Source organism: Arthrobacter sp. Ha26 (assembly GCF_059091705.1).
In genome coordinates, this window is sequence record NZ_JBNHGX010000002.1 from 331,249 (window position 1) to 352,247 (window position 20,999).

Sequence of the window (20,999 nt, forward strand, 5' to 3'; positions counted from 1 at the left end):
TCAGGCGAAGGCTTCCAGTTCGACGCCGGCGGCCTCCAAGCCGGCACGGACTGCTGCTGCCATCCCCACCGCGCCCGGGGTGTCGCCGTGGATGCACAGGGAGTCCGGCTGCACCTGGACCAGGGTTCCGTCGACGGCCAGGACTTCGCCCTTGCTGGCAAGGCGCACGGCCCGCTCGACGATTGCATCGACGTCGTGCAGGACAGCACCTTCCTGCGACCGCGGCACCAAGGTCCCGTCAGCCTGGTAGGCGCGGTCCACAAAGGCTTCGATGAAGACCGGGTGCCCGGCTTCCTTTGCCTGCTTCAACAGCTCGGATCCAGGCAGGCCCAGGATGGGCAGCCCTGGATCGTAGGAGTTCACGGCAGCAACCACCGCGGAGGCCTGGTCAGCGTCGTGGACCAGCCGGTTGTACAGCGCACCGTGCGGCTTCACGTAATCCACGGAGGCGCCCACGGCGTGCGCCACGCCGTCGAGCGCGCCCAGCTGGTACAGCACGTCGCCGAACAGTTCATCGAAGGACATGTCCAGGGAGCGGCGGCCGAAGCCGGCAAGGTCGCGGTAGCCCACATGGGCACCGACCGTTACGTCCAGCTCGTAGGCGGCGCGGCAACTGTCCAGCATGGTTACGGGGTCGCCGGCGTGGAAACCGCAGGCAACGTTGGCGCTGGTGACCAGCTGGAACATCGCGGCGTCGTCACCCATGCTCCAGGAGCCGAACGATTCGCCGAGGTCAGCGTTGAGATCCAAAGGTGTTGCCTTCCAGCGTCAGGTGGTCCGGTGCGGCTGCATTCAGCTCGCCGGGGATGGTATCCGGCATGGGACCAAACGCCTCCTTCGCGTTGGCCACCACTGCCCGCCCCATCATGAGGTTACCGGCTCCACCCATCACCGCCCCGATGCCGAACGGCAACGCCCGGCCGAACAGGGCAGTGCCCTGCCGTTTGAGGAGGTTCTTGAGGAAAGCTTTCTGGATCCGGTTGCGGACCGAGCCGAAGCCGGGCACGGACACGGATTTGGACAGCACGTTGCCCCATGCCCTGGTGGCGTTCATGCCGTTGCCGGCCGCCTGCCCGCTGAGCGTTCCGAGCAGCGCTGTCCCCTCCTCGCCCAGCATGATGGCCATCACCATGGTGCTGGCCTTCTCCGGGTTCGTGAGGCGGATGCCGTGCAGTTCGGCGAGGGAGGTGGCGTAGAGTGCGGTTGCTTCCAGGAACCCGACAGTCGCCGCAGCGGAGAGTCCCAGGGATGCCACGGTGCCGACGCCGGGCACGACGGCGGTTGCGCCTACCAGGGCCCCGCCGCCTGTGACGGCACGCAGGTAGTCGCGCTCCAGGATGTCTGCCAGCTGGGCGGCGGTGGCGCGCGGATGCTTCTTCTGCAACCGGCGGACGTACGCCACCACCAGCGGACGCTGGATCTCCACCGCCCGCAGGAGGGCGTTGTGGACGCCCGGCTTCGGCTTGCCGTCGGCATCGAACACTGCGTTGTGGGCGGTTTCGGTTGCGATTCGTACTGCCGGGTTGCTGCGCCTGGCCATGGTCACCTCTGTTGGTCTCGACGGCCGCGTGGTTGCGGCTTTCCTCATACTAAGGGTGCTTATTACTAGGGTTGCTTAATACTAGGCCACCGCAGCCCCTGCCCCTGCCCGCGCATGACGACGAACCGGCCCACCCGCTGGACCGGTCACCCGAGGTGGAACGGACGACAGCGAGGGGAGACTAGGCCGCCGGGAGCGGCGCGTCGCTGGCGGCACGCACGACCGGAATGCTCGCCGTCGGATGTCCGCTCGGGAAGACGGTGGGTTCCGGAACCCGGACTGGCGCGAGGGGTACCTGGACGGGCTCAGCGCCTACGGTGAACAGCTGGCCTCGAACGCTCACCTCCAGTGCTTCGCCTTCCTGCATGGTCAGCGTGATCGCCCCGGCATCGAGCTGAACCAGCAGCAGGCGTCCGCGGATCTTCAAGTGGAAGGTGAGCCCCTCCCACTCGCCGGGAAGACGCGGGTCGAAGAACGGAACAGGGCCCTGGTCCCGCAGCCCCGCGAAGCCGCAGACCAGCGAACTCCACACCCCGCCGGTGGAGGCGATGTGCACGCCGTCGATGGTGTTCCCGTGGGTATCGTCCAGGTCAATGAACGCGGCGTTGGTGAAGTGCTCCAGCGCCTCCCGGGAATACCCCACCTCGGCGGCCATAATCCCCTGGACGCAGGCCGAAAGCGTTGAATCGCCGGTGGTCAGGGGGTCGTAGAAGTCGAAGGCCCGGTGCTTTTCCTCGGCCGTGAAATCCTGCCACTGCAGGAACATCGCCAGGACGGTGTCCGCCTGCTTCAGGACCTGGTGGCGGTAGATGACCAGCGGGTGGAAGTGCAGGAGCAGGGGGTACTTGGAGCGGGGCGTGGTCCAGTCCCACGGCTCCAGGGTCATGAAGTCGTTGTCCTGCGAGTACACCTCCATGCGTTTGTCGAAGGGCAGGTGCATGCGGCTGGCCGCCGCCTCCCACAGTTGCCGCTCTTCCTGCTCGATGCCGGCGTGTTCCAGGGCAGCGGCGGCGCGCAGGTTAAAGCGGGCCATCACGTTGGTGTAGAGGTTGTCGTTGACCACCGCCGTGTATTCGTCCGGCCCTGTGACGCCATGGATGTGGAACATGCCGTCCTTGCCGAAGAAGCCCAGCGAAATCCACATCCGGGCCGTCTCAATCAGCAGTTCTGCACCAATGCCGTCACGGAATGCGATGTCTCCCGTGGCCCAGACGAACCGGTTGGTGGCGAAGGCAATGGCGGCGGCGATGTGGAACTGGGCGGTACCGGCGGCGTAGTACGCACTGGCCTCAAGCCCGTTGATGGTGCGCCACGGGAACAATGCGCCTTCCATGCTCAGTTCCTTCGCCCGGATCTTGGCTTCCGGGAGGATGGCGTGGCGGAACTCCAGGACCCGGCGCGCGCCTACAGGGTTGGTGTAGGTCAGGTACGGCAGGAGGTAAACTTCCTGGTCCCAGAAATAGTGGCCTTCATAGCCCGAACCTGTGACGCCCTTGGCGGGGATGCCGGCCACGTCCGCGCGGGCCGTCGCCTGGGCAAGCTGGAAGAGGTTCCAGCGGATGGCCTGCTGCAGTTCCGGCTTGCCGCCGGCAACCACAATGTCAGACGTAGCCCAGTGCTCGCGGTAGTGCGCTTCACTTTCGGCGAAGATATCGGCGACGGGCCGCAGTCCCTCTTCGGCTACGGCTGCTGCGTCAACGGACTGGTCCTGGATGGCGGCGCCGGCGGAGTAGCTGACGGACTTTTCGAGGCGGAACGGCTCGTCCGCGCTCACTGCCAGCACGTAGCGGACGCTGCTCTCGTCCTGGTCCACGAGAGTATCGAACGGCTGGTGGCCTGCAGAAGTCCAGTGGTCCACTGCAACGCCCACGCGCTGCTTGGATTCTGCCGCCTCCCAGGCCAGGCGGAGCGAGCCGTCGCCGCCATCCAGGCGCAGTGGCAGCAAAACGCGTCCGGCGTGGCGGCCCGCCCTGCGGGGATCGTGGACCGAGTGGTCCTCCACCGGCTGGTCCTGGCGGTTGATCACCGCGGAAGTCACGTCCACGGAAATCTCGCGGTCCGTGGCCACCTCCAGGGAAATGCCGAGGGCTCCTCGGGAAGCGAAACCGACGGCGCGGCGCTCCGTGGTGGTGACAACGGCACCGGAGCGGCATTGCCACGTAATCCGGCATTCATAGGCGCCGGTGGCGAAATCCACCGAACGGCGGTACTCGAGCACCTCGGATTCGGACAGGCTGAGGGACTCGCCGTCGATGACCACGGTGAAGTTGTTGGCGTCGGGGATGTAGAGGATGCGCTGGCCGGTGCGGGCAAAGCCGAAGGCGTTCTCGGCGTGCTTGATGTCCCAGATCTCATGCAACCCGTTGATGAAGCTGCCCGGCAGGTCGGAATCTGCCGCCGCCCAGTGGGCGCCGCGGATTCCGAGGTGACCGTTGCCAAGGGCAAAAAGGGTTTCCAGTGTCCCTTCAGCGCCCGGCTCGTGGCGTGTTTCGACGAGTTGCCAGGGGGTGTTGGGAAACCGCTCGCGGTCTGCGGTGATGAGAGCCATGGTGTTGGGGTCCTTAGGCGTGTGCTGGGGCAGCTGTCATTGCCCTCGCGGGCGCGGCAGCTTGGGGTGCTGCTTACTTAAGTAATTCGTTGAGTTGGCGCGCCGGGATGGGGGACGCGGCCGGGTGCGGGCCTGCTAGAGGAGCTCGGCAAGGTCGTTGACCACCACTGTCGCTCCGGCATCCAGCAGGGTTTGGCGTCCGGCACCGCGGTCCACCCCGATCACAGAGTGGAATGAGCCAGCCTGTCCTGCCTGCACACCGGAAACGGCGTCCTCCACCACCACGCATTCTTCACTGGGAAGGTCCAGCAATTGCGCGGCGTACTCGTAGGTGGCGGGGCTGGGTTTGCCCGGCAGGCCTTCACCGGCTGCCACCACGCCATCCACAACCACCGGGAAGAGGCGGCGGAGGCCCGCTGCTTCCAGGACTGCGGGGGCATTCCGGGAGGAGGAGACGACGGCGACCTTCAGTCCGCGGTCCAGCACGGCTTCCAGGAAGCGGACCGAGCCCTCAAAAGGTTCCACACCTGTGCTGACAATGTGGTTGAAGATCCGGTTTTTGCGGTTGCCCAGGCCCTGCACGGTGGTGTTGCCGGGGTCGTCATCGGTGGGGCCTTCCGGAAGGACGATCCCGCGCGAGGCCAGGAAGTCACGGACGCCGTCGAATCGCGGCTTGCCGTCGATGTGGTCGAAGTAGTCGCTCTCGCTGTAGCCCGCAACCTCCGGCCGGGAGGAGAGGTAGCTTTCGAACAGCTCCTGCCACGCCTGCTCGTGAACCGTTGCGGTGGGGGTCAGCACGCCGTCCAGGTCAAAAAGGATGGCAGAGGCGCCGGTCCAGGCGGTGAGGCTGTTCACTGTATGGTGCGTTGCGGTGTTTTCACTCATGCGTGGTGCGGTGTCCTTTCAGACGGCGGGCAGCCTCGAAGGCGGATTTGGGAGTGTGGTGGCTTCGGTGCCCGGATCATCTGCAGTGCCGACGGGCCGGCCGGCGTTAACTGTGCAGCGCCGTTATCCCGGCGGGGGCCCTGCTGATCCATCTGTCCCTACCATCATGGGCCTGTTGCGGGCTGCCGGACAAGCCAGCCGGAGGTCCCGCACTGGCGCAGGAGCCGACTGCGACGCAGCCAAGCCTGCTCCCGTGAAGCATCCGCACTGCACCGCCCTCCTTGTCCGCCCAGCTCAGGACCGCAATCGCGGCCGAAGTAGAGTGTAAGCGCTTACAAATTTGGCTGGCAACTGTTTTTTCTTCAAGCCTCTTTGTGACGTACGTCTCGCTGCTGCACTCGGAAAGTGCTAGGACTCCTTGCCGCGAAGCACATAGTGGCGGAGGAAGGCGCTGACATCCACCATTTCAGTCTTTGACATCGCATGGCCCATACCCGGATAGGTCCTGGCCGTAAGGAGCGTGTTCTTTTGCAGCCATTCCTCGGTGTAGGCCACCGCGTCGTCATTGATCACCAGGTCAGCCTTGTCCCGTCCCCAGAAGAAGGGCGGCGGGGCATCGAAGGACTCAGTGAGGGACAGGAGCTCGTTTTCGAGTACAAAGCCGGACAGCCCTACCACCGCCGCGTAGTCCTTGGGATGCAGGCGCAGCAGCGTGCTGGCCATGGCCATGCCTTGGGAGTAGCCAAGCAGGCTGACACTGGTGTGCTGCACCTTGGCGGTGTTAATCCACGTCTGGACAGCATTGGTTGCCTTGATCACGTCGGCGAAGTCGTTGGCCAGGAAGTAGTCCAGGAGGAACCAGCCATAGTGGTCGCCAATGGCCATCGGGGCCCGCAACGCCGCACAGGTAAATTCGGCCGGGAGATACTCAAAGAGGCGGACCATGCGGGACTCATCGGTGCCATAGCCATGCATCATGACCAGCAGCGGAGTGCCCGCCCGTTCAGCCTCAGGTTTGGACCACACAACAGTTTCCATCGGATCAGCCTAGCCAGCAGGAACGCCAGCCCCTTCGAGCCGTGCCGTCCAACAGCAGCCGAAAGTGTTACCCATTTGAAACGGCCCGGGGCAGGCCAAAACCATTGAACAGGGCACCTGCCCGCTGTAGCGTGACGAATAACGGACAGCATACTTAGCATCCGCCGCGGGCTATGACAACGCCCCATCCGCCACCAGCAAGGAGCAGCACATGAGAATCGGTTCTTCCATCTTCCTCATCGCACTCGGCGCCATCCTCGCCTGGGCGGTTGCTCCAGGCCTGATCCCCTTCGTTGACCAGGTACTCATCGGCTACATCCTGATGGCCGTGGGCGTGATCGGCCTCATCGCGTCGCTGATCCTCGCCTCACCGGGCCGCAGCCGCCGGATCAGTGAATCCCGGTCAGTGGTGGACCCGAACACCGGAGAGCGCATCACAAGGAACGAAAGCCGGGACGGCGGACTCTAGCCAAGGTTGAAAGAAAGCCGGGACAGCAGGACCCGCCGTGAACCCGAGGATGCCGGGCCGGACCGCTTTGGTCCGGCCCGGCTTTTCTTTGCCCCGACTGCCCCGACTCCCGGCCGGGAACCGCTGCACAGCGAGGGCCTCGATCCGGCTGACAGTGCGAGTAAGCACCTCGCATTTTGTTTCATGTGGGTTTCCATTGACAAACCAACAGAAGCAAAGATAAAGTCAAGTAACTCAACATCATGTGATGCCAGTCACTGACAGTAAGCCTTACGCAACGGAGGGTATGTGTTCGCCGAGGAGCGCCAGCAGCAGATTGCCGAGCTTGTAGCCGGCACCGGCCGGGTCAGCGTGACCCACCTGGCCGAGCGCTTCCGCATCACCACCGAAACCGTCCGGCGCGACCTTGCCACCCTCGAAAACGCCGGCACCGTCCGGCGGGTACACGGCGGTGCTGTAGCTGCGGACCGGTTCAGCACCACCGAGGAAAGCGTCACCGAGCGTGCCATCCAACGTCCGGACCAGAAGATCCGCATCGCAGAGGCGGCTCTGGCCCTTATTCCCCGCACGTCCCCTGGCAGCGTCCTGATTGACGGCGGAACCACCACCGAAGTGCTGGCGGACCTGCTCTCCCGGCGCACCGCCATGGAACCTTCCGACGGAACAGGACACGCGGCAGAACTGGTGGCCATCACCCACGCGTTGCCAATCGCCGGCAAGCTGTCCAGCATTCCCGGAATTGCCCTCGATGTCCTGGGCGGACGGGTCCGGGGACTCACGCAGGTGGCCGTGGGCCAGGCAACCGTGGAGGCCGCAGGCAGGATCCGGCCCGACATCGCATTCATCGGTACCAACGGCATCCATGCATCGTTCGGCCTTAGCACGCCGGACCCCGAGGAAGCCGCCGTCAAGGCAGCTTTCGTCCGTTCGGCCCGCCGCATCGTGGTGCTGGCCGATTCCTCCAAGCTGGACACGGAAACCCTGGTCCAGTTCGCCTCCCTGAAAGATCTGGACACCTTGATTACAGACAGCGAACCCGGCCCGGAGCTGGCGGCCGCCCTTGAGGACGCCGGCGTAGACGTGGTGATCGCATGATCGTCACCTTCACAGCCAACCCGAGCCTGGACCGTACCGTGGCCCTCCCCGGCCCGCTCGAACGCGGCGAAGTGCAGCGCGCAGTCTCCGTCAGCCAGGAGTCCGGCGGCAAGGGCGTCAACGTTTCCCGCGCGTTGGTAGCTTCCGGCCTCGAATCCCTGGCAGTCCTCCCGGGCGCCGACAGCGATCCCGTCCTCGCCGGCCTGCGGGAAAGCGGGGTGCCCTTCGTTTCCCTGCCCATCGATGAACCGCTGCGCACCAACGTTGCGCTCACAGAGCCCGGCGGCATCACCACCAAGATCAACGAACCCGGCCCGCTGCTGGACGCGGACCAGCAGGAATCCCTGATCAAGCTGCTGGTGGAAAGCTCCCGCGGGGCCAGCTGGGTGGTCCTGGCCGGTTCGCTGCCCCCGGGATTCCCCGCCGATTTCTACGCCACGGTGGCCCGCCGGCTGCGCTCCGCCGCAGACGGCACCGCCCCGCAGATCGCCGTGGACTCTTCCGGCGCCCCTCTAGCCGCCGCCCTGTCGGACGTGGGGTCCTCAAGTGACCCGCTGTCCACTGATGCCCTCTCCACGGGCGGGGCGGCACATGGTTCGGGAATACCGGACCTCCTCAAACCCAACGCCGAAGAATTGGCGGAGCTGGCTGCCGCAGCCGGTTTCACTTCCCCGGCCACCGCTGACGAACTGGAAGCGGACCCTGCTGCAGCCGCAGCAGCAGCCGCCGCCGTCGTACGTTCCGGTGTGGGTGCTGTGCTGGCAACTCTCGGATCCAAGGGAGCTGTCCTGGTAACGGCCGACGGCGCGTGGCTGGCCACGCACCCGCCGGTCGCCGCGGTCAGTACTGTCGGTGCGGGCGATTCCGCCCTGGCCGGCTACCTGCTCGCCCAAGGCCAGGGCGCCGCCCCGGCCGATTGCCTTCGTCAGGCGGTGGCCCACGGTGCCGCAGCCGCCTCCCTGCCGGGTTCCACCGTCCCGGCAGTCCACCAAACCACCCCGGATGCCGTAACCATCACGGCCCTTCGAAAGGATTGACAGTGACCCAGCTCATCACCACGGAACTGGTCGAGCTCGACCAGAACCTGGGCAACTCCCCCGAGACGGTGATCCGGCACCTGGCAAGCAGAGTAGCTGCCACCGGACGCGCAACAGAAGTTGAAGGCCTCTTCGCCGACGCCTTCGCCCGCGAGCAGAAGACCGCAACAGGCATTCCCGGCGGGATCGCCATCCCGCACTGCCGCTCTGCGGCCGTCACGGAGCCCACCCTGGCCATGGCCCGCCTGGAGCCCAAGGTGGACTTCGGTGCCAAGGATGGCCCCGCGGACCTGATCTTCTTCATCGCAGCCCCGGACGGTGCCGACCAGGCCCACCTGAAGCTGCTGTCCAAGCTCGCCCGGTCCCTGATCAAGAAGGACTTTACTGCCGCCCTGCGAAACGCCTCCTCCGAGGAGGAGATCGTGGAACTCGTGGACGGCGCCCTGGCTGAGAAGCCGGCCGCGCACGCTGCTGCAGCCCCGGCGGACGCCGTCCCCGCAGGGGTCGGCGCGGGTACCCTGAATGCTGCCGGCCAGTCCGGCGCATCCGCTGTAGCCGGCCGAACTGCCGGCGGACCGGCCGCCGGAAATGGTGGTGGCCCCAAGCGCATCGTCGCCGTGACCGCGTGCCCCACCGGCATCGCCCACACCTACATGGCCGCAGATTCGCTGGTGGCCGCAGCCCAGGAAATGGGCGTCGACCTCCAGGTTGAAACCCAGGGTTCCTCCGGTGCCAAGCCGCTGGACCCCGCCGTCATCGCCGCCGCGGACGCCGTCATCTTCGCCGTGGACGTGGACGTGCGCGGCAAGGAACGCTTTGCCGGCAAGCCCGTCATCAACGCCCCGGTCAAGCGCGGCATCGACGAGCCCGCGAAGATGGTCCAGGAAGCGCTCGCTGCCGCCACCGATCCCCACGCCCGCCGGGTTCCGCACTTTGGTGCCGAGGAGCAGGCCGAACGGGCCGAGGCCGAAAAGGGCGAGCACATCGGCCAGAAGCTGAAGCGCGCACTGCTCACCGGCGTCAGCTACATGATTCCGTTCGTTGCCGGCGGCGGCCTGCTGATCGCTTTGGGCTTCCTCCTGGGCGGTTACAACATCACCTCCGTGGCAGACAAGGTGGTCCTCGCCAACAACTTCGGGAACCTCCCCGAAGGCGGCCTGGCCATTTACCTGGGCGCAGTCCTGTTCAAGATCGGCGCCCTGTCCATGGGCTTCCTGGTCCCGGCGCTGGCAGGCTACATTGCTTACGCCATCGCCGACCGCCCCGGCATCGCCCCCGGCTTCGTTGCCGGCGCCGTCTCCGGATTCATGGGTGCCGGCTTCCTCGGCGGCATCGTGGGCGGCCTGCTGGCCGGCTACATCGCGCACCTCATCGGCACCTGGCAGGTACCGCGCTGGCTGCGCGGCCTGATGCCCGTGGTGATCATCCCACTGCTCGCTTCGATCGTTGCCTCCGGCCTGATGTTCCTGGTGCTCGGCGGACCCATCGCCGGCCTCACCAATGCGCTCAACGGCTGGCTCACCGGCATGACCGGCGCCTCCGCCGTCGTCCTGGGCATCATCCTGGGCCTCATGATGTGCTTCGACCTCGGCGGACCCGTGAACAAGGTGGCCTACGCCTTCGCGGTGGCAGGACTGAGTGCCGGCAGCGCCACGAACCAGGCACCGTGGCAGATCATGGCCACCGTTATGGCCGCCGGCATGGTGCCCCCGCTTGCCATGGCCCTGGCCACCGTCCTGGACAAGAAGCTCTTCAGCCTGGCCGAGCGCGAGAACGGCAAGGCCGCCTGGCTGCTGGGTGCATCCTTCATCTCCGAAGGCGCCATCCCGTTCGCCGCAGCCGATCCGCTGCGCGTCATCCCCGCCAGCATGGTTGGCGGCGCCCTAACCGGCGCACTGTGCATGGCATTCAACGTCACGTCGCAGGCACCCCACGGCGGCATCTTCGTGTTCTTCGCGATCGGCAACCTGCTGATGTTCGTCCTGTCGATCATCGCCGGAACCATCGTCAGCGCCCTGGCCGTGGTGGCCCTCAAGCGCTGGGCAGCCCCGAAGACCGCTGCTACCGTGGAAACCGTTCCAGCAACCGTCTGACCCTGCCTCACCCATTACCTCTACCCGGCAATAACCAGCCCGCCGGGAAGCCAAAGGAGCAAAAATGCCAGAACGCACAGCAACCGTCGCCAGCCGCGTGGGCCTGCACGCCCGCCCCGCCGCCATCTTCGCCGAGGCAGCAGGAGAGTACGACCTTGACATCACCATTGCCCGGGAAGGCGAGCCAGCCGACGAGGCAATGGACGCAGCCAGCATCCTGTCCCTCATGAGCCTGGGCGCCTCACACGGCGACGTGGTGGTCCTCCGGGCCGAGGGCGACGGCGCTGATACGGCACTGGACCACCTGGTGCAGATCCTGGAAACGGATCACGACGCCGAGTAGCAGCAACACTGCCCAGCCACCAGCTGTTGAGGCTGCCTGGTTCGTGGGGCAACAAAGCCCGCGGCCGCCGTCGGACCTTCCCTTCATGGGAGGCATCCGACGGCGGTCGCCCGCGTTAACTCGCTACCCAGTTGGCGGTCAGGGGCGCTCGGAGAGCCTCTTGACGTCTGCCACCAGCCGGTCCCACATGGCCTGGGAGTGCTCGGCCGCTTCCGTCGTGGGGTTGTTGTCCTGGGTCAGCGTCAGCAGCGTCCGCCCGCCCTGGTCCTGCAGCGTCCAGGCCAGGGTGTGGTAATTTTCCGGTTTGTCCTCCTGGCCACCGAGCGGGCTGAAGTGTGTGTAGACCAGCCTCCGGCCCGGCTCCACCTCAAGGACCACACCCTTGTCCTCATACTCCTTGCCTTCCCAGTTTCCCCGCCAGCTGATGGGGCCGCCCACGCTCCAGTCCGTGGTGAGTTCGGTCCCAAACATGAACTCCTTCGCGGCTGCAGGGTCCGTGATGACATCCCACACCCGGCGCGGCGGGGCCTCGATGGTGACGGACGACGCCGCCACAAAGTCATCCGGCATTGTCCTTGGCCTTCTTCGCCGTGAACAGAAGGTACTCCCACTCCATCTGGAACGGGGAGTCGCCATGGGCATCGCCGAAGGACTCAGCCAGCTCCGTCAACGCACTGTCCAACGCCTTGACCTTGTCTCCGTCCTCGGCAATGAACTTGTACACGGAAATGGTGGGACCGTAGTGGGACTTGAAGTAGCGCACAAAGTCCTCCGGCTGGTGGAAACTCCGGACGGCCAGGGACTGTTTGCGGGCCTGGATATCCGTGACCCTGCCGCCGAACAGTTCGCGTACGTGTTCCTCGCTCCCCCACAGCGGCGCGGGTTGGGCACCGGGTGGAGGCGGCGGGGCGAAAGGCTTCATGGCGGCGAACATCCTGCCGATGAACCCTTCCGGAGTCCAGTGCAGTAGCCCGATGGTGCCGCCCGGCTTGCAGACGCGCAGGAGCTGGTCCGCTGCGGCCTGGTGGTGGGGCGCGAACATCACGCCGAGGCAGGACATCACGGTATCGAACTCGTCGTCGCCAAACGGCAGGGCCTCCGCGTCCCCCTCTTTCCATTCAAGCTCGACGCCGCGGTCGGCAGCCTGGTGCCGGCCGGCGTCGAACAGTTCCGGGGTGAGATCACTGGCCACCACCTTCGCACCCATCATGGCGGCGGGAATGGCGGCGTTTCCGGCTCCGGCCGCGACGTCCAGGACGCGCTGCCTTGACGTGACGCCGCAGGCTTCAACGAGGATAGCCCCCAGCTCGGGAAGCAGTTCGCCCGCCAGTGCCGGGTAATCCCCGGACGCCCACATGGCCCGGTGCTTTTGCTTGAGCGCCCGGTCCGCCTCCAGAACATCAGCCTGCTCATCCATGACTGCGCCTCCCTGCTGCGATGCTTCCCGGTGAGTCAACAGCCCGCTGGCGGCCAGCGGAGGCTGCGATGCGACTCATTGTGGACGCGCCCGCCTGCGGTGTAAAGAGTGCGGCACCACAGCGACTATCGAAAAGCAAGCAAGCTTAGTAGTTTCGTAGGCATGGCAGTCAACAGCACGGCGCTCCCGCCGGCCCCAGGACCATCACGCAGGCTTGCGCGCCCTGGTGCCCGTTGCCTTGCCGGCGGCGGTTTTCGTGGCAGGTTTGTCCGCCGTTTTGCCTGCCGTGGACTTACTGGCCGTGGATTTGGTGGGCGCGGACTTCGCAGTGGACTTCGTGGTGGTGGACTTGGCGGTACCAGTCTTGGCAGCGGTGGTCTTCGTGTCCGTCGCCTTGGCAGTAGCGGATGTGGACTCCGAAGACTTGCCCGCCGCCGCTTTGCCAGCCGCGGCCCTCTTGCGCGCGGGCTTGGCGGCCTCCTCGTCGTCAGACTCCGCGCCCTCATCCCCGGAGCCGCCGGCTGCAGCTTCGGCCCCGCCCCCGCGCTTCCGGTCCAGGCTCCGCTTCAGCGCCTCCATCAGGTCGATCACCTCGCCCTTGCCGCCTTCACCGGCTTCCACACCGAAGGTCTCGTCCGTGTCCAGCGCATCGCCCTGCTCGAGTTTGGCCTCGATCAGCTGCCGCAGCTGCACCTGGTAGTCGTCAGTGAAGTGCTCGGGATCGAAATCGGCCGCCATGGACTCCACCAAGGCCGCGGACATGTCGCGCTCCTGCGGGGAGATCTTGATGGATACGTCCAGGGACGGGAAGTTGGCTTCGCGCACCTCGTCGGGCCAGAGCAGGGACTGCAGCACCAGGACGTCGTCCTTGATCCGCAGGGCGCCCAGCCGCGTCTTCTCGCGCAGCGCGAACTGGACGATCGCCACCCTGTCCGTGTCCTCCAGTGCACGCCGGAGCAGCACATAGGCTTTGGGCGATTTGGAGTCGGGCTCCAGGTAGTAGCTCTTCTCGAACATCATCGGTTCAAGCTGCTCGGACGGGACGAACTGCACCACTTCGATCTCGTGGCTGTTCTCTGCGGGAATGGCCTTCAGCTCATCCTTCGAGAGGACCACCGTCTTGCCGTCCTCCTCATAGGCCTTCTCAATGTCCGAGTAATCAACCACCTGGCCGCACACTTCGCATTTGCGCTGGTAGCGGATCCGTCCGCCGTCGGCATTGTGGACCTGGTGCAGACTGATGTCATGATCTTCGGTTGCGCTGTAGACCTTCACGGGCACGTTGACCAGGCCGAACGCGATGGCACCTTTCCAGATGGCTCTCATTCCCTAAGTCAACAGCACGGAGCGCCGGAGGTGAAGACCTGTGGCCGCAAGTAAGGAACGTGTCCGGGTTGCAGGCCGGGAATTGACCCTCACCAACCTGGGCAAAGTGATCTATCCGGAAACCGGCACCACCAAGGCGGACGTCCTGGCGTACTACGCCGCCGTGGCACACGTCCTGATCCCGGCAGCAGCCAACAGGCCCGCCACCCGGAAAAGGTGGGTCAACGGCGTTGGAACTGCAGAGAAACCCGGCGAGGTCTTCTTCCAGAAAAACCTGGAGGACTCCGCACCCGGATGGCTCCCCCGCGCCGCCATCACCCATAAGGACCGGACCATCCACTACCCGATGGTGAACGACCCTGCCACGCTCACCTGGTTCGGCCAGATCAACTCGCTGGAAATCCACGTCCCCCAGTGGCAGGTGGATTTGCACGGCAACCAGTTGAACCCGGACCGGCTGGTCCTGGACCTGGACCCGGGCACGGGCGCCGGCCTCGAGGAATGCGTGGAAGTGGCGTTGCTGGCACGCGGCATCCTCGAAGACGTGGGGCTGGACCCGGTCCCGGTGACCAGCGGCAGCAAAGGCATCCATTTATATGCAGCCCTGGACCGGAGCCAGACCTCAGACCAGATCTCCGCGTTTGCGCGGGAACTGGCACGTGCCCTGGAAGCCGATCATCCCGACCTGGCCGTCAGCGACATGAAAAAGACCCTGCGCACCGGCAAGGTGCTGGTGGACTGGAGCCAGAACAACGCGGCCAAAACCACCATCGTGCCCTACTCTCTGCGGGGCCGCCCCACGCCGATGGTGGCCGCGCCCCGCACCTGGGAAGAAATAGGCTCCCCCGGCCTGCAGCACCTGGACTACCAGGCGGTGCTGCAGCGGGTGCAGGACCGCCCGGACCCCTTCGCCGCCGTCGTACGCGCCTCGAACCTCAACGCTTCCCAGCAAGGCAACGCACCGGAGCATGACGACGGCGACCCGCGCCTGGGCAAGTACCGCTCCATGCGGGATCCCCGGAAAACGCCTGAGCCCTTCTCCGGCCTGGCCGGCAGTGGGGACGCGTTCGTGATCCAGGAGCACCACGCCAGCCGCCTCCACTTCGACCTCCGCCTGGAGCACGACGGCGTCCTGGTGTCCTGGGCGCTGCCCAAGGGCGTGCCGGAATCCGGCGGCAAAAACCACTTGGCTGTCCAGACCGAAGACCACCCCCTGGACTACCTCACCTTCCACGGGACCATCCCCAAAGGCGAGTACGGTGCAGGCGAAATGACCATCTGGGACACCGGCACCTATGAACTGCACAAGTGGATCAACGGCAGGGAAGTAATCGTCACGCTGCACGGTTCCGACGGCGGCGGGCTGGGCGGGACCAAAAAAGTAGCACTGATCCACACCGGCCGTGGCCAAGGCAGGGACGCCGAAGGGCAATGGCTCATCCACCTCATGGACAGGGACCACCACAGCAGCCGGCAACGGCCCGCGGCGGCGTCTGTGCCCGACGATGGGGAGCAAGACACCGAAGGTGGGGAGGAGGCGGAGGCCGTTGCGCCGGCCGCCCCTATTGCGCTGTCCCCCGAGGATTTTGCTCCGATGATGGCCACGTCCGGGACACCAGCAGACCTGCAGGGCAGCAACTGGCAGTTCGAACTCAAGTGGGACGGGGTACGCGCCATCCTCGTGGCCGACGAGGAAAGTATCCGCATCTTCAGCCGCAACGGGAACGACGTCACCAGGACCTACCCCGAGTTCACGGACAGGGAATGCTGGCCGGCCCAGCCGTTCGTCGCCGATGGCGAGATCATCGCCGTCGGACCTTCAGGCAGGCCTGACTTCGGCCTGCTCCAAGGGCGCATGAAGCTCACCCGGCCGGCCGACGTCGCCAAAGCGCGCAAGGCCATCCCCGTGCGGCTGATGCTTTTCGACCTGCTGCACCACGCCGGCACGGACCTCCGCGCGCAGCCGCTCGCCAAGCGGCGGAGGCGGCTGGAAGAGTTTTTCACGCCGTCGGACTGCCCTGTGGACCTGTCCCTGGTCCTTGAGGAACCAGTGGAACACCTCCTGGAGAGCGCGGAGGAACTGGGCCTGGAAGGCGTGATGGCGAAGCGGACGGACAGCCGGTATGTCACCGGACAACGGACGCGGACCTGGATCAAGCTCAAGCTCGACCAGACCCAGGAGGTCGTGGTGGGCGGCTGGCGGCCCGGGAAGGGGGGCCGCGAGGGTTCCGTGGGGTCGCTGCTCGTTGGCATCCCGGAGGGCCGGAGCCTGCGCTACGTGGGCAGGGTGGGCAGCGGCTTCAGCTTTCGCGAACTCACCGAGCTTCGGCAGACTGTGGACCGGCTGGCCCGTAAGACGTCCCCGTTCCAGGACGTTCCGCGCGAGGACGCCGCCGATGCGCATTGGGTAAGCCCCCAATTGGTGGGCGAGGTGACGTACAGCGAGTGGACCGGGACCGGGCGGCTCCGGCACCCCGTGTGGCGCGGCTGGCGGCTGGACAAGGATCCTGCGGACGTGGTCCCCGAAGCCTGAGTTATCCGCCTCCCGGGTAACCTTCCAGGACGCTGAAACGGCCCAGCGACACCCAAAATCCGGGTATCACCAGGCCGCTTCCCTTTTATCTGACTGGGTGCGCGTGGCTTATGCACGTGCCCTTAGGACGAGTGCGGCAGCTGCGGCCGGCTGGTCCGGTGGACGGCCGTAACGGCAGCCCCCAGCCCCATCCGGCCGTGCCCCGATCCGCGATCCTTGGGGTGCCGCCGCTTACCGTTGCCGTCCGGCCATGCGCCGGGCCCGCCCGCCCCCATGGGCGGGATCGGAGCGGCAACCCCTGGCAGGGCCGGGGCGTTCATAGCCTCCGCCAGGTGGTCAGCGACTTCAGGGGCCAGTTTCTTTCCGGTGGCGTCGTCAGCCATGTGTTCTTCCTTTCCGCGATGAAATGAAGTGCTGCAAGAGAGAGGGCCGCCCGGGCCCTCTTGCGACTGTAGGAGTGGCCGGCTGTTGCCCGGCCGCAGGCGTCCGCCTACTCGAAAGAAAGTGTTTCCATGGCACCACCTTAGGGATGCACCGGGCACCTGTGAACCCCCTCAAAACGACGGGACAGAAAGGCGCGGCGGACATGGCGTGCAAAGGTCAGGACGACGGCGCGCTGTCCAGCGGGGAGCGCCGGGCACGGAACGCCAAAAAGAAGTGGGCGCTGTCACCTTTTGGATGCCATGGCTTTCCGATAGCGGCCAGGAAGCACACCTGCGGGAAAAAATTCGGTAACGATTGCGCCGTACCGCGCCCATCCCTGTGCTGGCGCGGGAAAACCGGGAAAAAGATCAACGTCAAAACGTGTGACAATGCACCAAAAAAGCTTGAGCTTACGGCATTAAGCCCGGGGGCGCCATAGATCTCGCGTAAAATTGAAGGCCTGCCCGGAGCGGGGCAGCCACAAGTCGCAAGCAAATGACCTCCACAGGAGTTGCCCAAATGCCCACAGACCGAAGCATCACCGACTCTTCCGCAGGCGCCGACACCGCCTTCGGAAGCAACCCAGCTACACCCCCCGGCACCCCACCCGCGGCTGCCAAGGAGCCACGGAAACCCAGGAAACTTGGGCGGCGCCGGCTCAAGGAGTCCGATGTCAATGTGGTGAACCAGCCCATGCTCAAGAAAGCACTGGGCGGAACCATCGTGGGCAACACCATGGAGTGGTACGACGTAGGCGTCTTCGGTTACCTCATCACCACCATGGGACCGGTCTTCCTGCCGGAATCGGATCCCACCACCCAAACGCTGTTCCTGCTCGGAACTTTTGCCGCCACCTTCATCGCCCGTCCCCTGGGCGGAGTCATCTTCGGCTGGATGGGCGACAAGATGGGACGGCAGAAGATCCTGGCCGCCACATTGATGCTGATGGCCGCGAGCACGTTCGCCATCGGGCTGCTTCCCGGCTACGCGCAGATCGGGCTGTGGGCCGCCGGCCTGCTGGTGCTCCTGAAGATCATCCAGGGCTTCTCCACCGGCGGTGAATACGCCGGCGCCACCACGTTCGTCAGCGAGTACGCCCCGGACAAGCGCCGCGGCTTCTTCGCCAGCTTCCTGGACATGGGCAGCTACCTCGGCTTCGCCCTCGGCGCCGCCCTGGTGTCCGCGCTGCAGCTCACCCTGGGCCAGGCCGTCATGGAGGAATGGGGTTGGCGTATCCCGTTCCTGGTGGCCGGTCCGCTGGGCCTGATCGCCATCTACTTCCGGAGCAAGATCGAGGAATCGCCCCAGTTCCAGGCCACCCTCGACGCGCAGGAGGACCTCGCCAAGCATGCCGCCGCCTCTGATGAAGCCACGGTAAAGGGCCCGGTGGGAATCGTGAAGGCCTACTGGCGCTCCATCATCGTGGCGATGATCCTGGTGGCTGCCGCCAACACGGCGGGCTACGCTCTGACGTCCTACATGCCTACCTACCTCACCGAATCCAAGGGCTACGACGAGGTGCACGGCACCCTGCTGACCATCCCTGTCCTGGTGGTGATGAGCCTCTGCATCCCGCTGACCGGCAAGCTGTCCGACCGCATCGGCCGCCGACCCGTGCTGTGGATCGGCGCACTGAGCACCGTTGTCCTGGCGGCCCCGGCCTTTATGCTTATCGGCGTCGGCGAGATCTGGTCCACCCTGACCGGCCTTGCACTGATCGCGTTCCCCGTGACGTTCTACGTGGCCAACCTGGCCTCGGCCCTGCCGGCCCAGTTCCCCACCTCCAGCCGCTACGGCGCCATGGGCATTGCCTACAACTTCTCGGTGGCCATCTTCGGCGGCACCACCCCGTTCATCGTGGCGGCTCTCATCAGCGCCACCGGCAACGACATGATGCCTGCGTACTACCTCATGGGCACCTCGCTGGTGGGCGCCGTGGCCATCTATTTCCTGAAGGAATCGGCCCAGCGGCCCCTGCCCGGCTCCATGCCGAGCGTGGATACCCAGGCAGAGGCCCGGGAACTGGTAGCCACCCAGGACGAGAACCCGCTGATCGACCTGGACGAGCTCCCGTTCGAAACCCAGGACATCACGGATTCAAGTGCCGACAAGGTTCCCGCCCAGGTTTAGCGATCCGGGTTCAGCCGTTCTGGCCGGCGGAGTCCGGGCCCGGCAGACCTCAGCAGCCCACGCTCCCAAAGGCCCGTCCTGCGCAGCTTCCACGGAAGTGCGCGGGGCGGGCCTTCGCAGTACCCCGGTGTCGTTTTGTTTCCCCGTGATGCCTCCAAGATGCCTTCGGGCGGGCCCCGGTGATACTTTCCAAAGGGCCCTCAAGGGATCGGGGAATACAGGCAGGGAAGGTGTGGCATGAGGCTTCTGGTGGAGCAGATGCGTGCCCTTCACCGGCTGGAACCGGCAAACCGCGACCACCTCGCCGCCCTGCGCGTGGCCCTTAGCGTCGCCGTCCCCTCGCTCCTGCTCCTGGCGGCCGGCCGGACCGACCTCGTCATGTACGCCGTCTTCGGCGCCCTGACCGGAATGTACGGCCGCTCCGAGCCGCATCAGCTCCGCCTCCTGCACCAAGGCCAGGCCGCGGTGGTCCTGCTGGGTGGCGTGGCGACGGGGGTGTTCCTGTCAGTCAACCACCTCCAGTCCTGGTGGCTCGTTGCCGTCGAGGCAGCCCTGGCAGGCATGGGCTCCGTCTTCGCAGACCGGGTGCGGCTCCAGCCGAACGGGCCCTTCTTCGGAATCCTGGCGCTCGGCGCCTGCGCCTCGGTGCCCTTGGTGGTTCCCTGGTACGTGGCGCTGGCCATTGCGGCGGGTTCTGCCGCGTTTTCCATAGTGGTGGGTTTCGGCGGCTGGATCCGGCGCAGGTCCTGGACGCGGGGTGCGGTCCGGACCAATGCGGCCCTGCAACCCGCCGGCCGCCGGGAACTGCTGGTACACGCCGCCAGGTACGTGCTCGCCGTTGGTGCTGCAGGCACGCTGGGGGTCCTCAGCGGCAGCGGCCACCCGCATTGGGCCATGGCCGCCGCGGCTGTTCCCCTTGCCGGCGCGGACCTGCCCAGCAGCGTCCGGCGAGGTGTCCACCGCATTGTCGGAACGTTTGTGGGATTGGCCGTCACCGCCGTCGTCCTTGTTCCCGGGCCGTGGACCCTGGCGGGGCTGTTCCCGGGGCAGCAGGCGCTGCTCCTGTCGCTGCTGGTCATCGTGTTCCAGTTCACCACCGAGCTGTTCATGGCCCGCCACTACGGCCTGGCCATGGTTTCCTTTACGCCGGTGATCCTGCTGATGACACAGCTTGCCGCGCCCAGCGATCCTGGGGTCCTGATCCTGGAGCGGGGAGTGGAGACGCTGGTGGGCGCACTCATGGGAATCGTGGTGGTGGTGGCTGTCCGCCGGGCAGGGTCACGGACCGCTGCTGCCCTCCTTGGGTTTCCGCGGCGGGCCCGCCACTAGTTTGGCCGGGGCGATCCGGGCCACCGCGGCGAGCAGCTTGTAGCGCTTGGTGGGGATGGAGACGGCCCGGCCCCGTTCATTGTCCGCCAAACCTTCCCTGACCACCCGCCCCGGACGCAGCCAACTCCATGACGGAGCCACTGACTTGTCCATGCCCATGCGGTCGTGGAATTCCGTGTGGATAAAGCCGGGGCAGAGCGCCGTGACTTTGACGCCGCGCGCACCGTAGGCGAGGTTTGCCCACCGGCTGAAGCTCACCAACCACGCCTTCGCCGCCGAGTACGTGCCGCGCGGTAGGAACGCGGCGATGCTGGCCACGTTGATGATCCGGCCCTCGCCGCGTTCCAGCATGCCCTTCAACGCGGCGTGGGCCAGCACCATGGACGTTTCCACATGCAGCTTCAGGTGCTTTTTCTCCTCGGAGACGGGGTTGTCCTCGAAGTTGTGCAGGAGCCCGATCCCGGCGTTGTTAACCAGGATTCCCACCGGCCGCCGGGGGTCGGACAGGCGTTCGACGACGGCGGCAACCCCGGCGTCCTCGGTCAGGTCCGCGGGGAGCACCTCAGCGGTGATCCCGTAACGCCGCTCCAGGCCCGCCGCTGCTTCCTCCAGCCGGGCCTGGTTCCGCGCCACCAGTACGAGGTTGGCGCCCTGGGCGGCTAGCTCGCGGGCGAACTCCGCCCCGAGGCCGGCGCTGGCCCCGGTGATGAGTGCAGTGGTTCCGGCGATGTTTGGCGTCATGCTGCAAGCCTAGCCACGGGCAGCCGTGTTTTCCTGGCCCCTGTTGTCCCGT

At 66.1% G+C, this 20,999-nt stretch carries 18 protein-coding genes; 8 read left to right on the forward strand and 10 right to left on the reverse strand.

The window, feature by feature from the left end; translation table 11 throughout:
* The 5 genes from AC5RVY_RS07085 to AC5RVY_RS07105 all read right to left on the reverse strand — a co-directional run bounded on the left by AC5RVY_RS07085 (position 1) and on the right by AC5RVY_RS07105 (position 6,011).
* Positions 1-750 (reverse strand): LamB/YcsF family protein, encoded by a 750-nt coding sequence (locus AC5RVY_RS07085; protein WP_493953997.1) that lies wholly within the window; start codon positions 748-750, stop codon positions 1-3.
* Positions 734-1,540, reverse strand: coding sequence for a hypothetical protein (locus AC5RVY_RS07090; RefSeq protein ID WP_493953998.1), 807 nt, complete (start codon positions 1,538-1,540; stop codon positions 734-736). Before AC5RVY_RS07090 ends, AC5RVY_RS07085 begins: the two co-directional genes overlap by 17 nt.
* Before the next feature lie 181 nt (positions 1,541-1,721).
* A complete protein-coding gene (locus AC5RVY_RS07095; protein ID WP_493953999.1) occupies positions 1,722-4,088 on the reverse strand; it encodes a glycoside hydrolase family 65 protein in 2,367 nt (788 codons plus the stop codon).
* Between the two features lie 135 nt (positions 4,089-4,223).
* On the reverse strand, positions 4,224-4,973 hold the full coding sequence (locus AC5RVY_RS07100; protein ID WP_493954000.1) for an HAD family hydrolase: 750 nt from the start codon (positions 4,971-4,973) through the stop codon (positions 4,224-4,226).
* A 408-nt stretch (positions 4,974-5,381) separates the two neighbouring features.
* Positions 5,382-6,011 (reverse strand): alpha/beta hydrolase, encoded by a 630-nt coding sequence (locus AC5RVY_RS07105; RefSeq protein WP_493954001.1) that lies wholly within the window; start codon positions 6,009-6,011, stop codon positions 5,382-5,384.
* 211 nt (positions 6,012-6,222) lie between these two features.
* Here AC5RVY_RS07105 and AC5RVY_RS07110 point away from each other — a divergent pair, with 211 nt between their 5' ends.
* The 5 genes from AC5RVY_RS07110 (at position 6,223) to AC5RVY_RS07130 (ending at position 11,048) form a co-directional block, all read left to right on the forward strand.
* Positions 6,223-6,480: a DUF6458 family protein gene (locus tag AC5RVY_RS07110; protein ID WP_142043120.1), complete on the forward strand. Its 258-nt coding sequence runs from the start codon at positions 6,223-6,225 to the stop codon at positions 6,478-6,480.
* Between the two features lie 288 nt (positions 6,481-6,768).
* On the forward strand, positions 6,769-7,575 hold the full coding sequence (locus tag AC5RVY_RS07115; protein ID WP_493954002.1) for a DeoR/GlpR family DNA-binding transcription regulator: 807 nt from the start codon (positions 6,769-6,771) through the stop codon (positions 7,573-7,575).
* Positions 7,572-8,612, forward strand: coding sequence for a 1-phosphofructokinase family hexose kinase (locus tag AC5RVY_RS07120; protein ID WP_493954003.1), 1,041 nt, complete (start codon positions 7,572-7,574; stop codon positions 8,610-8,612). The genes AC5RVY_RS07115 and AC5RVY_RS07120 overlap by 4 nt, the downstream gene beginning before the upstream one ends.
* Before the next feature lie 2 nt (positions 8,613-8,614).
* Positions 8,615-10,705 (forward strand): PTS fructose transporter subunit IIABC, encoded by a 2,091-nt coding sequence (locus AC5RVY_RS07125; RefSeq protein ID WP_493954004.1) that lies wholly within the window; start codon positions 8,615-8,617, stop codon positions 10,703-10,705.
* A 64-nt stretch (positions 10,706-10,769) separates the two neighbouring features.
* Positions 10,770-11,048, forward strand: coding sequence for an HPr family phosphocarrier protein (locus AC5RVY_RS07130; protein WP_013599585.1), 279 nt, complete (start codon positions 10,770-10,772; stop codon positions 11,046-11,048).
* A 138-nt stretch (positions 11,049-11,186) separates the two neighbouring features.
* Here AC5RVY_RS07130 and AC5RVY_RS07135 read toward each other — a convergent pair whose 3' ends face one another.
* The 3 genes from AC5RVY_RS07135 to ku form a co-directional block, all read right to left on the reverse strand.
* On the reverse strand, positions 11,187-11,618 hold the full coding sequence (locus AC5RVY_RS07135) for an SRPBCC family protein (protein WP_493954005.1): 432 nt from the start codon (positions 11,616-11,618) through the stop codon (positions 11,187-11,189).
* Positions 11,608-12,465, reverse strand: coding sequence for a class I SAM-dependent methyltransferase (locus tag AC5RVY_RS07140; protein ID WP_493954006.1), 858 nt, complete (start codon positions 12,463-12,465; stop codon positions 11,608-11,610). The genes AC5RVY_RS07135 and AC5RVY_RS07140 overlap by 11 nt, the downstream gene beginning before the upstream one ends.
* A 204-nt stretch (positions 12,466-12,669) precedes the next feature.
* Positions 12,670-13,791 carry a non-homologous end joining protein Ku gene (ku, locus tag AC5RVY_RS07145; protein ID WP_493954007.1) on the reverse strand — a complete coding sequence of 374 codons (1,122 nt, stop codon included), beginning with the start codon at positions 13,789-13,791 and terminating at the stop codon, positions 12,670-12,672.
* 40 nt (positions 13,792-13,831) lie between these two features.
* On the opposite strand from ku, the gene AC5RVY_RS07150 reads away from it, so the two are divergent.
* The gene (locus tag AC5RVY_RS07150; RefSeq protein WP_493954008.1) at positions 13,832-16,324 is read left to right on the forward strand and encodes an ATP-dependent DNA ligase; all 2,493 of its coding nucleotides are present in this window, start codon (positions 13,832-13,834) and stop codon (positions 16,322-16,324) included.
* A gap of 122 nt (positions 16,325-16,446) precedes the next feature.
* On the opposite strand, the gene AC5RVY_RS07155 is transcribed toward AC5RVY_RS07150, so the two are convergent.
* Positions 16,447-16,707 (reverse strand): hypothetical protein, encoded by a 261-nt coding sequence (locus AC5RVY_RS07155; RefSeq protein ID WP_493954009.1) that lies wholly within the window; start codon positions 16,705-16,707, stop codon positions 16,447-16,449.
* A gap of 559 nt (positions 16,708-17,266) precedes the next feature.
* Here AC5RVY_RS07155 and AC5RVY_RS07160 point away from each other — a divergent pair.
* Both AC5RVY_RS07160 and AC5RVY_RS07165 read left to right on the forward strand, forming a co-directional pair.
* Entirely contained in the window at positions 17,267-18,877 is a 1,611-nt protein-coding gene (locus tag AC5RVY_RS07160; protein ID WP_493954010.1) for an MFS transporter, read from the forward strand.
* A gap of 237 nt (positions 18,878-19,114) precedes the next feature.
* A complete protein-coding gene (locus AC5RVY_RS07165) occupies positions 19,115-20,206 on the forward strand; it encodes an FUSC family protein (RefSeq protein WP_493954011.1) in 1,092 nt (363 codons plus the stop codon).
* Here the strand turns inward: AC5RVY_RS07165 and AC5RVY_RS07170 are convergent.
* Positions 20,156-20,947, reverse strand: coding sequence for an SDR family NAD(P)-dependent oxidoreductase (locus AC5RVY_RS07170; RefSeq protein WP_493954012.1), 792 nt, complete (start codon positions 20,945-20,947; stop codon positions 20,156-20,158). The two genes, AC5RVY_RS07165 and AC5RVY_RS07170, sit on opposite strands and share 51 nt — an antisense overlap.
* Positions 20,948-20,999: the final 52 nt, after the last annotated feature.